Annotated in this window: 14 protein-coding genes and 1 riboswitch; of the genes, 6 read left to right on the top strand and 8 right to left on the bottom strand. The window is 74.6% G+C overall.

Features of this window, described 5'->3' with window-relative positions; translation table 11 throughout:
- Window positions 1–191: 191 nt before the first annotated feature.
- Window positions 192–617 (bottom strand): pyridoxamine 5'-phosphate oxidase family protein, encoded by a 426-nt coding sequence (locus ACWDNY_RS25090; protein ID WP_451648045.1) that lies wholly within the window; start codon window positions 615–617, stop codon window positions 192–194.
- Between the two features lie 400 nt (window positions 618–1,017).
- Between ACWDNY_RS25090 and ACWDNY_RS25085 the strand changes: the two genes are divergently transcribed.
- Window positions 1,018–3,402 (top strand): phosphoketolase family protein, encoded by a 2,385-nt coding sequence (locus tag ACWDNY_RS25085; RefSeq protein ID WP_451648044.1) that lies wholly within the window; start codon window positions 1,018–1,020, stop codon window positions 3,400–3,402.
- Between the two features lie 401 nt (window positions 3,403–3,803).
- Window positions 3,804–4,499, top strand: coding sequence for a response regulator (locus ACWDNY_RS25080; RefSeq protein ID WP_451648043.1), 696 nt, complete (start codon window positions 3,804–3,806; stop codon window positions 4,497–4,499).
- A gap of 81 nt (window positions 4,500–4,580) precedes the next feature.
- On the opposite strand, the gene nadE is transcribed toward ACWDNY_RS25080, so the two are convergent.
- The 3 genes from nadE to ACWDNY_RS25065 all read right to left on the bottom strand — a co-directional run bounded on the left by nadE (window position 4,581) and on the right by ACWDNY_RS25065 (window position 8,013).
- Window positions 4,581–5,411, bottom strand: a complete 831-nt coding sequence (nadE, locus tag ACWDNY_RS25075; RefSeq protein WP_451648042.1) for an ammonia-dependent NAD(+) synthetase — start codon at window positions 5,409–5,411, stop codon at window positions 4,581–4,583.
- Between the two features lie 858 nt (window positions 5,412–6,269).
- Window positions 6,270–7,151 (bottom strand): universal stress protein, encoded by an 882-nt coding sequence (locus ACWDNY_RS25070; protein ID WP_451648041.1) that lies wholly within the window; start codon window positions 7,149–7,151, stop codon window positions 6,270–6,272.
- 277 nt (window positions 7,152–7,428) lie between these two features.
- Window positions 7,429–8,013 carry an Rv1733c family protein gene (locus ACWDNY_RS25065; RefSeq protein WP_451648040.1) on the bottom strand — a complete coding sequence of 195 codons (585 nt, stop codon included), beginning with the start codon at window positions 8,011–8,013 and terminating at the stop codon, window positions 7,429–7,431.
- Between the two features lie 623 nt (window positions 8,014–8,636).
- Here ACWDNY_RS25065 and ACWDNY_RS25060 point away from each other — a divergent pair.
- Complete coding sequence (locus tag ACWDNY_RS25060; protein WP_451648039.1) at window positions 8,637–9,545, top strand: pyridoxamine 5'-phosphate oxidase family protein; 909 nt, start codon at window positions 8,637–8,639, stop codon at window positions 9,543–9,545.
- A gap of 175 nt (window positions 9,546–9,720) precedes the next feature.
- Window positions 9,721–10,380, top strand: coding sequence for an OsmC family protein (locus ACWDNY_RS25055; RefSeq protein ID WP_451648038.1), 660 nt, complete (start codon window positions 9,721–9,723; stop codon window positions 10,378–10,380).
- Window positions 10,381–10,484: 104 nt separating this feature from the next.
- Here ACWDNY_RS25055 and ACWDNY_RS25050 read toward each other — a convergent pair whose 3' ends face one another.
- The 3 genes from ACWDNY_RS25050 to ACWDNY_RS25040 all read right to left on the bottom strand — a co-directional run bounded on the left by ACWDNY_RS25050 (window position 10,485) and on the right by ACWDNY_RS25040 (window position 12,204).
- Window positions 10,485–10,937, bottom strand: a complete 453-nt coding sequence (locus ACWDNY_RS25050; protein ID WP_451648037.1) for a universal stress protein — start codon at window positions 10,935–10,937, stop codon at window positions 10,485–10,487.
- A 202-nt stretch (window positions 10,938–11,139) separates the two neighbouring features.
- Window positions 11,140–11,676 (bottom strand): cysteine hydrolase family protein, encoded by a 537-nt coding sequence (locus ACWDNY_RS25045; RefSeq protein WP_451648036.1) that lies wholly within the window; start codon window positions 11,674–11,676, stop codon window positions 11,140–11,142.
- Between the two features lie 105 nt (window positions 11,677–11,781).
- A complete protein-coding gene (locus ACWDNY_RS25040) occupies window positions 11,782–12,204 on the bottom strand; it encodes a DUF6003 family protein (RefSeq protein ID WP_451648035.1) in 423 nt (140 codons plus the stop codon).
- A 277-nt stretch (window positions 12,205–12,481) separates the two neighbouring features.
- Window positions 12,482–12,544: riboswitch (guanidine-III (ykkC-III) riboswitch) on the top strand.
- Between the two features lie 14 nt (window positions 12,545–12,558).
- On the opposite strand from ACWDNY_RS25040, the gene ACWDNY_RS25035 reads away from it, so the two are divergent.
- On the top strand, window positions 12,559–12,780 hold the full coding sequence (locus ACWDNY_RS25035) for an SMR family transporter (protein WP_451648034.1): 222 nt from the start codon (window positions 12,559–12,561) through the stop codon (window positions 12,778–12,780).
- A gap of 101 nt (window positions 12,781–12,881) precedes the next feature.
- Here the strand turns inward: ACWDNY_RS25035 and ACWDNY_RS25030 are convergent, their stop codons facing one another.
- Window positions 12,882–13,265: an STAS domain-containing protein gene (locus ACWDNY_RS25030; RefSeq protein WP_451648033.1), complete on the bottom strand. Its 384-nt coding sequence runs from the start codon at window positions 13,263–13,265 to the stop codon at window positions 12,882–12,884.
- Between the two features lie 314 nt (window positions 13,266–13,579).
- Between ACWDNY_RS25030 and ACWDNY_RS25025 the strand changes: the two genes are divergently transcribed.
- A complete protein-coding gene (locus ACWDNY_RS25025) occupies window positions 13,580–13,795 on the top strand; it encodes a hypothetical protein (RefSeq protein WP_451648032.1) in 216 nt (71 codons plus the stop codon).
- Window positions 13,796–14,366: the final 571 nt, after the last annotated feature.

Here is a 14,366-nt window from a genome sequence, read left to right as displayed (position 1 = left end):
CACGCCGGGCCGCCGGACCCCACCCGGCTCTCGTGCGGTGCGGCCCCGGAAACCCCGGGCCGCGACCACGTGGACCTCGATGCAGCCCGAGCGCAGACGGGGCGCCGGTCCTCGTACCGACGTTCCGCGTCCGCCGGGCCTCACGAGGGCCGTCCGGGGGCGGGGCGGTGAGCGGAACGCACGGCGGAGGGTCAGAGGGATCCGAGGTCGGAGGACAGCCAGCGTTCGGGACGCATGCGGACGACGACCTGCTCACCGTGGTGTTTCCAGGCGAAGTCGACATAGGCGTCGACCTTGTCGGCCGGGAGGTAGCGGGCCGACATCTCCCGGAGCTGCTCGATCGTGGCGGGCGCCGTCCCGACGACCGGGCCCTCGACCGACACGTACCTGATGGTGGGTTCGACGCGGTCCACCATCAGGCTGAACCGGCCCGCCGCACCGATCAGCCGGTTCTTCCGGGAGTCGCGGCCGGTCAGGATCCACACGATGCCGCCAGGCGTGTACTGGTACCAGATGGGCACGGTCAGCGGCGCTCGGTCCGCCCCGGCGTCGACCGCCAGCGCGGCGACGTGCGGCTCGGCAAGGAACATCTCACGCTCTTCGCGGTTCAGGGCCATACGGGTCTCCTCCAGCGGTGCCGAAGCGGACGTCTCCGCCATCCGTGCCCCGTCCGAGCGCCGGCGGCACCCACCGGTATTCCACGCGCCCCGCTCGGACCACCCGGTCACCCGGCCGTACGAACGGATCACGCCACTCACAGCGAGGCCTGGACGGCGCCGGGACGACGCGACGTGGCCCGAACGGCCCTGTCGGGCACCGCCGAAGCACCGGAGGGTGGGACATGCGTACCACCGGGCATCGCCCCCACCCCCGCCCGCCCCGCCCTCGGCCCGCCACGCCAGGAGCCCGACCCCCGTCCCGCCGGACGCCCGGCCCGCGCCGTGCCGGGCCGGCGCGGCGCGACCCGGGCGTCCGGAACCGCACCAGACCGCCGTCCCCGACCGAAAAGGAACCCCGATGTCCGTCGACACGCACCAGGCGCCCGCCGGGCTCCCGGACGAGGAACTGACCACGCTCGACGCCCACTGGCGCGCCGCGAACTACCTGTCCGTCGGCCAGATCTACCTGATGGCGAACCCGCTGCTGACCGAGCCGCTGCGCCCGGAGCACGTCAAACCGCGCCTGCTCGGACACTGGGGCACCTCGCCCGGCCTCAACCTGGTCCACACCCACCTCAACCGCGTCATCAAGGCCCGCGACCTCGACGCCCTGTGCATCTGGGGCCCCGGCCACGGCGGGCCCGCGGTCCTGGCCAACTCCTGGCTGGAGGGGTCGTACACCGACACCTATCCGGACGTCACCCGGGACGGCGCGGGCATGGCACGGCTGTTCCGGCAGTTCTCCTTCCCCGGCGGGGTGCCGAGCCACGTCGCCCCCGAGACGCCGGGCTCGATCCACGAGGGCGGCGAGCTCGGCTACTCGCTCTCCCACGCCTACGGTGCCGCGCTCGACAACCCGGACCTGCTCGTTGCCTGCGTGATCGGCGACGGCGAGGCGGAGACCGGCCCGCTGGCCGCGTCCTGGCACTCCGACAAGTTCCTCGACCCGGTGAACGACGGGGCGGTCCTGCCGATCCTGCACCTGAACGGCTACAAGATCGCCAACCCGACGGTGCTGTCGAGGATCCCCGCGGACGAACTCGACGCCCTGCTGCGGGGGTACGGGCACGAGCCGTTCCACGTCACCGGCGACGAGCCGGCGGCCGTCCACCGTGCGATGGCCGAGGCCATGGACACCGCGCTGGACCGCATCGCCGCGCTGCGGCGCGCGGCCCGCGAGGAGGGGGTCACCGACCGGCCCCGCTGGCCGATGATCGTGCTGCGCACCCCGAAGGGCTGGACCGGGCCCGCCGAGGTCGACGGACTGCCCGTGGAGGGGACATGGCGCTCCCACCAGGTGCCCCTGACGGCCGTCCGCGACAACCCCGACCACCTGCGGCAGCTCGAGGAGTGGATGCGCTCCTACCGGCCAGGCGAACTGTTCGACGAGCACGGCGCGCCCCGCCCGGAGGTGCTCGCCTGCGTCCCGGGCGGCACCCGGCGGCTGGGGTCCACCCCGTACGCCAACGGCGGGCTGCTGCTGCGCGAACTGCCCCTGCCGCCCCTTCAGCGGCACGCCGTCGAGGTGGACAAGCCCGGCGCGAGCGCGCACGAACCGACCCGTGTCCTGGGCGACATGCTCGAGGACGTCATGCGGGCCACCGCCCAGCGCCGCGACTTCCGCCTGGTCGGCCCCGACGAGACCGCCTCCAACCGCCTCCAGGCCGTCTACGACGCCAGCGGCAAGGCCTGGCAGGCCGGCACCCTGCCGGTGGACGAACACCTCGACCGGCACGGCCGGGTGATGGAGATCCTGTCCGAACACACCTGTCAGGGCTGGCTGGAGGGCTACCTCCTCACCGGCCGGCACGGACTGTTCTCCTGCTACGAGGCGTTCGCGCACCTGGTCGACTCCATGGTCAACCAGCACATCAAGTGGCTGCGCGTGACCCGCCGCCTGCCCTGGCGCGCCCCCATCGCCTCCCTCAACTACCTGCTCACCTCGCACGTGTGGCGCCAGGACCACAACGGCTTCTCCCACCAGGACCCGGGCTTCGTCGACCACATCCTGAACAAGAGCCCCGAAGTGGTGCGGGTCTACCTGCCGCCGGACGCCAACACCCTGCTGGCGGTGGCCGACCACGTGCTGCGCAGCCGCGACTACGTGAACGTGGTCGTCGCCGGGAAGCAGCCCTGCTTCGACTGGCTGTCCATGGAGCAGGCGACGGTCCACTGCGCCCGCGGCGCCGGCATCTGGGACTGGGCCGGCACCGAGGACGGCTCGCGCGCACCGGACGTGGTGCTGGCCTGCGCGGGCGACGTGCCGACCCAGGAGGTCCTGGCCGCCGCGCAGTTGATGCGCCGGCACCTGCCCGACCTCACCGTGCGCGTCGTCAACGTCGTCGACATCGCCCGGCTGCTGCCGCGCGAGGAACACCCGCACGGGATGAGCGACTTCGAGTACGACGGGCTGTTCACCCCGGACCGGCCGGTGATCTTCGCCTACCACGGCTACCCGTGGCTGATCCACCGCCTGGCCTACCGGCGCACCGGACACCCGCACCTGCACGTGCGCGGCTACAAGGAGATCGGCACCACGACCACCCCGTTCGACATGGTGGTCCGCAACGACCTGGACCGCTACCGCCTGGTCATGGACGTCATCGACCGCGTCCCCGGCCTGGCGGTGCGCGCCGCGGGGGTACGCCAGCGCATGGAGGACACCCGGGAGCGCCACCGCAGCTGGATCCGGGAGCACGGCACCGACCTGCCGGAGGTGGCCGACTGGGCCTGGAACGGCTGAGCCGGCCATCCCGCCGCACGCGCCCGCCCGGGGGCCCGTGCGGCAGGGTGGGCGCAGCCGCGCCGACCACCACGCGGGTGGGTGGTGCGCAGCCGCCGGACAACCGAAGCGGGTGGCGCCCGTCGGGACTGGTCCTGCCGCGCGCCGGCGAGCGCGGTGCGGGCAGCCGACGGCCGGGACCCGCACGGGCGCGCACGGTGCGGTTCTGCGGGCGCCGGCCGCGGTGCGGACCGGAGCCGGGCGGGAGAAGTCGTCGGCGGGCGGCCTGGTCCCTCCACGGCCGGCGGCGGCGCGGGCGCCGGTCCCCGGATGGAGCAGAGAGGGCCGACCGGCCCTGGCCCGGTGTCCCGGGTTGGGGGAAGGATGCCGGTGGAATGCGAACGCGTGACGAGGAGCGACCGATGGCGGACAGCGAGCAGGTCGGCACGGGCACCCCGATCCGGGTCTTCCTGCTGGACGACCACGAGGTGGTACGGCGCGGGGTGCACGACCTGCTGGACGACGAACCGGACATCACGGTGGTCGGCGAGGCGGCCACCGTCGAGCAGGCCCTCGTGCGCGTCCCCGCCCTGCGCCCGGACGTGGCGGTCCTCGACGTCCGGCTGCCCGACGGCGACGGGGTGACCGTGTGCCGGGAACTGCGTTCGCGGCTGCCGGAGCTGGCCTGCCTGATGCTGACCTCGTTCGACGACGAGGAGGCGCTCCTCGACTCGATCATGGCGGGGGCGTCCGGCTACGTCCTCAAGCAGATCCAGGGCTCCGACCTCGTCTCGGCCGTGCGGACGGTGGCGCGCGGCCAGTCGCTGCTCGACCCGAGCGCCACCACCAAGCTCATGGCGCGGCTGCGCGGCGGGCAGCAGCAGGAGCCGGAGCCCGACGCCCTGCCGGGGCTGACCGAGCGCGAGCGGGAGATCCTGGCCCTGATCGGCGAAGGCCTGACCAACCGCCAGATCGGCCAGCGGCTGTACCTCGCCGAGAAGACGGTCAAGAACCACATCTCCCGGCTGCTCGCCAAGCTCGGCGTGGAGCGGCGCATCCAGGCCGCCGTCATCGCCACCCAGGCGCAGGACCGGCTGCGGGGCGGCGAAGGGCACTGAGCCGCGCCGGGCGCTCCTCGCCACACCGCACTTCGCCGCCGGCCGCCGGCCGGTTCACGACATCGTCGGCGAGGGACCGACTCAGGGCGCGATCGGGAGCTGCCGCTTGTGCTCGGTGAGCCGGTAGCGGTTGACGATGGCCGTGAAGGCGGCCTCGTCGACCGGCTTGCCCTCCAGGAAGTCGTCGATGTCGTCGTAGGTGACGCCGAGCGCCTCCTCGTCGGGCTTGCCCGGGTCGAGGTTCTCCAGGTCCGCGGTCGGGATCTTGCGCACCAGCTTGGAGGGCGCCCCCAGCGCCTCTGCCACGGCCCGTACGCGCCGCTTGGTGAGACCGGTGAGCGGCACCACGTCCGCCGCGCCGTCACCGAACTTGGTGAAGAACCCGGAGACCGCCTCGGCGGCCTGGTCGGTGCCCACCACCAGGCCCTCGTGGGCGCCCGCCACCGCGTACTGGGCGATCATGCGCTGCCGGGCCTTGATGTTGCCGTGCACGAAGTCCTGGTGGCCGGCGTCGCGGAAGACCGCGCCGCCGGCCAGCAGCGCCTCCAGCGCGGCGTCGCTGGCGGGCTTCACGTCGACGGTCAGGACCCGGTCGGGCCGGATGAACTCCAGCGCCCGCTGCGCGTCCTTCTCGTCGGCCTGGGCGCCGTACGGCAGCCGCATCGCGAAGAACGTCGACTCCTGCCCGGTGGCCCGGACCCGCTCGACCGCGAGCTGGCACAGCCGGCCCGCCGTCGTGGAGTCCACGCCGCCGCTGATGCCCAGCACCAGCGAGCGCAGCCCCGTGGAGGTCAGCCGGTCGGCCAGGAACGCCACCCGGCGCTCGACCTCCTGGTGGGCGTCGAAGGACGGGCTCACCTGGAGATCCCGGGCGATCTCCTGCTGCAGGGACATGGACGCCGGATCGGTCACGCTCGCTCCTCGGTCGTGCCCGGTGGCACGGTCGGCACGCGCCGTCGGGCGGAGATCTTCTGAGATCTGTGGGGGACCCATGCACTCTAAAGGACGGCCGCGACGTCCTGTGCGGGGTGTCGGACGCGGCAACCGCCGTCCCGCTCCGGGGGAGACGGGCGGCGAGCCGGCCCAGCGCCGGGCCGGCCGGGCTTCCGACGGGCCGGGTCTGCGGCAGTGCTCCGCGCACCCGGCCGGCACCCCGGGCCCGGCACCGGCCCCCTCGTCGCGGGGTCCGGCGGGTGGGCGCCGAACCGGGCACCCTGGGTGGTGCCGAGGCCGCGGGCCGGCCGTGGGACCTGCCGGACGGACGGCGGACGGCGGTCGCGTCAGCGGCGGAAGAGCATGATCAAGAGGATCGTCGCCGCCGCGCTGATGAGCAGCGAGCCGACGCAGCCGATGCGGTTGCTGAAGAAGAACATGGCCCCCGCATGCCCGCGAGAGCCTGATCGAATCCGGCCCGTCCCATCGCGGCACGGGAGCGGCGGGCCCGAGGTGCTCGGTCTGGTCGCCGGATGGGCCCGTGAGAACACCGGCGCCGCCCTCGCCGTCGTCGCGACGCCGATGGAGGGCGCCGACGTCCCACAGATGACCAGCCCGGGCGGCGGCACCCCACTTGCCTGGCACGTCCCGGTCGGCGGCTCGTCGGCGCACCGGCCGGCTGACCGGCGCGCGCGTGGCCTGGTCGCCGACTGCCGGGTTCGCGGCCGGCGTCGTCCGGTCGCCGTCGGCCGGCCTGGTGGCCCGAGCTCGCCCGTTCCGGTCGCCGTCGTCCGGCCGGATCTCCGTCGTCGCGCCACGCGCGGGCGGCCCGGCCGGCTACCGGTCCGGCTGAGGGACCGTGAGGACGGGGCAGCGCGCGTGGCGCAGCACGCCCTGGCTGACGGAACCCAGCAGCATGCCGGCGAAGCCGCCGTGCCCGCGGGTGCCCACGACCAGCCCGAGCGCGTGCTCGGAGGCCTCGGTGAGCACCTGCACCGGATGGCCGCGCACGACGTCGTGGTGCAACTCGACCTCCGGCCTGCGCGCCGAACGACCGGCCACCGTCTCCGACAGCACCCGGCGGCACTCCGCGACGGCCGCCCGCTCGTCCAGTAGGCCGAGTGCGGGAGGATGCCAGACGTACAGTGCCCGCAGGGCCGCGCCGCGCAGGGAGGCCTCCTCGAAGGCGAAGTCCACCGCGGCGGCCGAGTGCGGACTGCCGTCCACGCCCACGACGAAGCAGGGCGGTTCGTCGCCCGCCGGCTCCGGGCCGGGGACCATCACCACCGGGCAGGACGCGTGCGCGACGAGCGGCCACGCGACGGGCGCGGAGGTGGACAGCTCCTGCCGCGTGGTCAGGTGCCAGGACCCCACCACCACCTCGGTGGCCTGGCGGGACTGCTCGCGCAGCACCCAGGCCGGATGCCCCTCCGCCAGCAGCCCGGACGTCTCCACCTCGGGATGCCGGGACTCCGCGAAGGACACCGCCGCCTTCAGCACCTCGTCCCCGGCCGTGTGCAGCTCGTCCTTCCACGCCTCCCAGGACGGGTGCCCGCCCTGGGGGCGGTACCCGGCGGTCGGCACGCCCTGCGTGTGCACCAGCAGCAGCGGCAGGTCCCGCCGTGCCGCCTCGTCGGCGGCCCAGGCGAGCGCCGTGCGCCGGTCGGGATCGGGGTCGACACCGACCACGATCGGCTTGCGGCCGTCGGTGTGCGTCATCAACGCCTCCCGGGGTATGTCCGGCGCGGTCAGGGGCTGCGGCGTTCGGCCGGGCGCGCGTCGGGGGCGCGGCCGGAAGCGGGCCGTACGGTGCGGCCCGGGCGGTCCTCGCGGCCCCCGCGTGTGTGTTCCATGGTGACCGCGCGACCCCGTCCTCGCACGGGGTCCGTCGGCCCTCCGGTTCCGGGACCGTCCGCGGCGGGTCCGCGACGCGGCAGGAGGCGCTGGGCGTGCGTGCCGCGACGCCGGCCGGGTGGCCGGTGGGACTGGGTGTGCGTCAGTGTGCCGTGCGCCCCCACTGCGGCCCGACTTCCTCCCACTCCGCGTCCCAGGCCCGCGTACGGCGCCGGTCCAGGACGGCCCGGACCGCGTAGAACCCGCCGGCGGTGGCACCGGTGAGAGCCAGGGACGCCGACGCTCCGGTGACGGCCGCCTGCGTCAGGGCCTGCGCCGGGTTCAGCGGTGCCGGGGTGACCCGGTCGCGCCCGTCGGTCCAGACGACGACATGGTCGCCCGCCTTCGCCCCGGCGTCGACCAGGGTCCGGTCCGAGTGCCGGCTGCCGTCGGGCGCCGTCCAGTGCACCGTGGCGAAGACGCGGTCGCCGCCGGTGCCGACACGATCGGTGTCGGCCCGCACCGCGTCACCGGCGACGGTGGCGGTGGCGGGGTGGCGGTCCGCACGCTGCTGGGCGAGGCTGTCCGCGGTCGCCTGCGCGGTCACCACCCCCGTGAAGGGGCCTCCCACCGCGACCACGAGCCAGGCGGCCAGGAGGACCCAGCCTTCGACCAGGTCTTCGCGGCGACGCAGCGGGTTGTGCCGCCAGCGCCACAGCGACCGCCGGTTCCGATTCCTACCCCGCATCGCGCTCACCTCCGGCTGTCATCACCAGCCTCATGCCGGTACCGGCCTCGTGGCAGGGCCGTACGGGCACTGCTGGCCGCCGTCCCGAGGCCAACCGGCCCCATCGGGCGGGCCGGCTGAAGGAGCCCACGGCGGCTGACCGGCCGCCGGACGGCGGCGCGGCGAGCGTGATGCGCCGCCGCCGGCCCCGGAACCGGAGCGGACAGGAGCGGCGGACCGGGACCGGACCAGCGGGAAACTGTCGCCCCCTCACGGGCCCGGGGACCGGACCTGCGCGAGGCCGGCGCCCCTCGCATCCTGGCCGGTGGGCCCGGCGACCGCGTCCGGGGGGCGCTCCGGGCGGCTCAGGGCGCGGGACCGGCGCACGCGGCCGGGGGACCGGACCTGCGCGAGGCCGGCGCCCTCTCCCGTCCGGGCCGGTGGACCGGCGATCGCGTCCGGGGCCGGCGCTCGTCGGTGGCCGCCCGACGCCTCACGGCGCGGCGGACCGGCGCACGCGGCGGGGGCCGTGCACGCCGCGGGACCGCCCCCGTCCCACCGGGCGGCACCGCGGCCGCTGTTGGTGGACGGCGCGAAGAGGCCCGATCCTTGAGACAGCGGACTCGCAGGGAAACGGCACGCTCATGCAAGCTCACCTTGGCGATCGGCTGATCGTCGAAAGTCAGGTCACCGGGATCAACCGGCGTGACGGCGAGATCGTCGGTCTGCACCACGACGACGGAACGCCCCCCTACGACGTGCGGTGGTCGGACACGGGCGAGATCACGCTCGTGTTCCCCGGGGCCGACGCGCACGTCCAGCCCCTCCACCACGAGAAAGTGCCGTCCGGCGGTCCCGCCGGGCAGGCCGAGGGCCTCGCCGCGCCGGTGCGGCCCGCGGGCGCCGGCTGCCGGGCGGGGGACGTGGGCCGGCGCCTGACCGCCGCCCGGCAGCGGCTCGGGCTCAGCATCGAGGAGACGGCCCGTCGGGCGCGGATGTCATCGCAGTACCTGTCGTATCTCGAGCATCACCCCTCCGAACCGAGCCTGGCGGCACTCATGCGCCTGGCCGACGCGCTCGACACCACGCTCATCGAACTCCAGGGGGGTGACCAGGAACTGCCACCGGGGCAGGGACAGGCGCTGCTCCACCCCCGCCTGCGGGACCTGGACCAGGGCGAGTGCCGGAGCCTGCTGTCGACGCACGGTGTGGGACGTGTCGCGCTCACCACGCCGGAAGGCCCCGCCGTACTGCCGGTCAACTACGACGTGGTGCGGGACGGTCTCGTCTTCCGCACCGCGCCCGACACGGCGCCCGCGGCGGCCGTCGGCGCGGAGGTCGCCTTCGAGGTCGACCACGTCGACGACGTCATGGGCCAGGGCTGGAGCGTGCTCGTCGTCGGTCGCGCCGAGGCCGTCACCGACCCCGAGACGGTACGCCGGCTCCAGGAGCACGCCCGCTCCGACCCGTGGGCCGGAGAGGGCCGCACACTCTGGATCCACATCCGGCCCACCCGGATGACGGGTCGCCGCATCACCCCGGCCGAGGGCTGAACGGGGCGCCGAAGACCCGCACGAGGGGCCGGTGTGCGGTCCACCGGCGACGGGCGGTGCGGGAGGGCGGCCGGCGGGACCTTCGGGGCCGGGCATGGACTGTTCGGCCCCAGACGCCGTCGGCGCGGCGGCGGTCGACTGGTCGGTGCGGGGGACGTCCGCCGAAGGAGCCGAGATGAACATCCACACGCGTTGCGGGCGCGTCATCGGCGTGACGCGTTTCGCACCGCCGGGACTGCCGCCCTCGATGGACCGCGTCGTCCTGGAGACCTCGACCACGCCGCAGGACAAGGGCGGCGAGCTGTGGGCGTCGATGACGCCCGAGGAGGCCAGGAGCCTGGCGGGCCTGCTGCTGTACCAGGCGGACGCCGTCCGGCAGGCGCCCGCTGCCCCGTCCGGGGAGGCGCAGGTGCGTCCCGTCGCGGGCGACGCCTACGCGATCCGGGTACGCGGACACGTCCTGACCGTCGACCTGCCGCAGTCCGAGGGCGGCAAGGACACCGCGCCCACCCCCGTGGAGCTGCTGGTGTCCTCTGTCGCCGCCGGCGTGGCGCAGCACGCGGGACGCTACCTCGGCCGGCACGGCCTCGACCGCGACGGGCTGCGTGTGTCGGCGCGGTTCCGCACGACCGCGGACCGTCCCGCACGGGTGGCGGGGATCGAGCTGACCGTCGTGGCCCCGTCCCTGCCGGAGGACCGGCTCCCCGCGTTCCGCGCCGCGGTCTCCCGCAGCGCGGTGGGCACCACGCCGGCGTGGCGGCCTCGGACGAGCCTGGAGATCCGGTCCGGCGTGGACGAGACACCGGTCCCGGCGCCCGAACGGAGTCCGGCGTAGGCCGGCTGCCTCCCGGCCACGCGGGCGCGGGGAGCGGACCGTGCTCGTGCGCGGGCCGAACGGTGGTCACCGGACGACGGGTGCAGGCCTCCGCGGCCCCCGATTCAGTGCGCTTTGTCGTGTTTCTGCCGCACGACGACCACCGGGCACGCCGCGTGCTGGGCGCAGCGCTGGCTGACCGAACCCAGCATGGCCCGGGCGAACCCGCCCCGCCCGCGGCTGCCCACGACGAGCACCTCGGCCCCTTGAGAGGCCCGGATCAGCACCTCCGACGGATCGCCCTCGACGAGGTGCTTCCGCAGCTCCACCGACTGCTCGTCCGGGAAGACACTGCGCAGTTCCTGCGAGAAGCGCTCCCGTGCCTGTTCGAAGTCGAACTCGGGGTCGATCGCCGGCCCGCTCCAGCCGATGGCCGACGGGGTGTCCCAGGCGTGGATCGCCTCCACGGTCCCGTCCACGAGTCGCGCGTACCGTGCCGCCCAGCGCAGCGCCTCGTAGGACGACGGCGAACCGTCCACGCCCACCACCACCCGGCGTTCCGCTTCCGAGGGTTCCATGGCCACCTCACCCAGCACTCGCACGCAGCGGTCGCTGCCTCTGCCGTCCACGCTGCCCGGGCCGGCGCCACTGTGCCAGCCGAGCCGACCCGGCGCCGGCGGGAGGGAACCGGCCGGGGGCGGGACGAGCCCGTCCCCCCGGGTGTTCCGGGTGCCCTCCGGCCTCACCGGCCGGCCGGGGCGGGGCGGCGCCCCGGACCCCTCAGCCCCACAATTCCCGGCTCTCGCAGAGGGTCGCGCCCATGTTGCGTTCCATCATCCGCAGCGCGGCGTCCGCGAGGTCGGCATGCATGTGGGCGACGGCGTCACGCGGCACGACGACCTCGAACTGGCGGATGTGGGCGTCGAGGGCCGAGTAGAGCACGCACTGCTCCGTCACCTGACCGCACAGGACCAGTCGGTCGATGCCCTGCTGTTGGAGCAGGAACGTCAGGGGCGTCTCGAAGAAGACCGAGTGCCGGGCCTTGACGACGAAGAGCGAGGAGTCGTCGGGCCGCAGCGGCTCGACGAGGCCGGCGTGCGGTCCGGCAAGAGCCTGGTCGAGCAGCTCGCCGTGGTGGGAGCGCCACTCGCCGAAGTTGTCGTTCACGTAGATCACGGGCACGTCCTTCTCCCGTGCCCGCTCCAGCAGCTTGGCGACCACCGGTACGACGGACTTCGCCGACGGAATCAGCAGGTCGGCGTCTTCGTGGTCGTAGGTGTTGATCATGTCGATCAGGATCAGCGCGGTCTTGCCCATGGGATCAAGACTGCCACCGTCCGCCGGCCGGGCGGTGCGGTCGGCGGCGTGGCGCGAGGGACGGTGACCGCGTGATGCGCTCTCCGCCCGCGTTCCGCGCGGTCCTCAGTGGGCGGCGGCCATCACGGTGGCGGAGTCCTCGCCCGTGATCTCCATGATGCGGCGCACGGGGACACCGGCGGCCAGCGCCCGCCCGAGCAGCGCGTCGCGGCCCTCCGCGCAGTCGCGGTAGGCCAGCAGCTCCTCCTCGACCCCGGCCGCGGACTCCGGGGCGCTGTGGTGGCGCAGGAGGACCAGTTCCTCTTCGCCGAGCGGCACCGGCAGCCTCTCCGCCTCCTCGGGGATGGCCGCCGTCTCCTCCGGCGGCAGGATTCGCAGCCTCGGGGACGTGGCGGTGACGCCCTGGGCGTCGAGCCATGCCCGTACGGCGGGAGTCTCCATGCACGAGAGCGGCCCGACGGCGGTCGGCGGCACACCGAGCGGGGTGGCGTCGTCGTCGAGCAGCAACAGGTAGGCGTCGTCGGTCATCTCGGCTCCTGCGAGGGGGGTGGTGTGGTCGAACGTCGATCCCTTACCCCCTCGCGGCCGGTTCATCGCCGGGTGACGACCGACCGGCGTCCGAACGGGTGCCGCCGCGACCTCGGCCGCTCTGGCCACTACGGCCCGGTCCGGGGCCGGCTGCGCCGGTGACTGTCCCGCCTGCCCGCGCCCGCCGGGAAGGACGGGCCGGTGACGGCAGGGGCCCGCCGGGTTCCTCCGACCGGTCCCCTCCCGGCCGGTTGCGCCGGTTGTGTGAGAATTCGGCGCAGAGCTCGATCGGCTCCTGGACGAGGTGCGCCGTACCCGGCCCACGACAAGACGGCGCGGGGGATCCGACATGTGATGGGTCGTACTCGTGGCGTCCGGCATGCTCGAAGCCGTCTGGGCCACCGCTCTCGGCGCGCCGGCGGGGCTCCGGCCACGCCGACCGCGCTGTTCGTTCTCGGCCTGCTGCTCAGCATGACGGGTGTGGCCTACGCGCTGCGGACGGTCCCCGTGGGGACCGGCTACGCGGTGTGGGTGGGCATCGTCGGGTGTGTGGCGGGCCTGAAGCTGGTCGGCTGAACCGGCATCCGTCGTCGGCCGTCCGGGTGGCCGGGTGGTCCGGGGAGCCTGTTGCGTCCGGTGCCCCCGCATCCGCCGCGGTACGGTGCCGGACCAGGCGTTCAGGGCTGAGCGGGTGCGGTCGGGGCGGGTGAGGTGACGAGGGCCGCGCGGGCGGCGTCGAGGTCGGGGAACTGGGGGAGCACGGCGTGGGCGCCGGTGACGTCCAGCAGGCGCAGCACGAAGGGGCCGGCGTCCACCAGCCCGGTCGCACGGGCGCGTGCGGTGCCCAGCAGGAGGTTGAGCAGGGCGGAGTCGCAGAAGGTGACGTCCTTGAGGTCGAAGACGACGGGACCGGGGAAGGACCGCAGCGCGGCGGCGGTCGTCTCCTCAACACCGTCGAGGGTTTGCATGTCGAAGTCGCCGTGCAGGGCGATCACCCAGATCGATCCGTCCGGCGCGGACCTGGAGACCCCCGCTTGCGCAGGCCCGTGGCAAGTTGTCATACGGCAATGATCCCGCTGTTCGGCTCGCGTGTACAACCACGGCCGGAAGTCGTCGGCGAGGTGCGGGGTCGGCCGGGGCGGTCACCGGTCGCGGTGCCCTGGGACTCGTGCATCCGGCCCTTGCCCCCTGCGGCTGCCGCCGGCGCGGAAAGGGTTCCACCGGTGCCGCGGACGTCGTGCACGCGCCACTGCGCCGGCCACCGGCGCAGTGGCGCGTGACGGCTGTTCAGCCGTCTGGGGCAGTGCGGTGGCCGGTGCGGCCGGTCGCCTCTGCAATGGAGACGTCCGTCTGTCGACGCCCGAAGGAGACGCTTGTGATCGTCAAGAAACTGCACGAGTCCGGGATCCGCGCCGAGCACGCCTACGCGGCGGGGTTCGCCTCGATCGGCCTGTCGGTCCTGTCGTGGTGTGTGTCGCTGAGCATGGAGAAGAAGGGCGAGGAGCGGGCAGACCGCTGGGGCATCTTCGTCGGGGAATGGGCACCGACGTTCTTCGCGATCGGCCTGGCCCTGTCCACCTACGAGAAGTAGCCCGCGGACGTCCGCCGCGTCCGGGTCCCGAGTGGGGGCGGTTCCGTGGCGTGGTCGGGCGAGGGCGGTGGCCCGGCGCGGCGCTCGGGCGGTGCGGGGCCGGCGCCTGCCGCCGCACCGGCCCGCAGGGGCCGGTCCTGGGGACCCGGGTGGCGATGTCCCGCACCGAGGCGCCGGCTCGACCTGTCCGCGGGCCCGGTTCTGTCACAGCTTCAGCGCGAACCAGGTCGTCTCCCCTCGTCCGTGGTCCGCATCCCCCAGCGGTCCGCGAGACCCCGGAACCAGGGACAGGCCGCGGCCGGACTCCTCGTCGTCGGCCCCGACACGGGGCTGAGGGATGGCTGCTGCGGTCGGGCACGGACCGCAGGTGCGCGCCGAAAGCCGGGAGATCCGCAGCCGCCCGAACCCCCGCCGCCGAAAGCGGAACCGTCCGCGGCCGCCCACGGACCGCAGGTGCGCGCCGAAAGCCGGGAGATCCGCAGCCGCGCACGGACGGGAGGGGGCGTGCCGGGGGGTGCCCGCCCGCAGCGGCCGGCGCGTCCACGCGGGGTGCGTTGCCGAGCCACCTCGT

This window comes from Streptomyces sp. NPDC003697, assembly GCF_053587115.1.
This window is presented reverse-complemented; position numbering and strand designations above follow the sequence as displayed.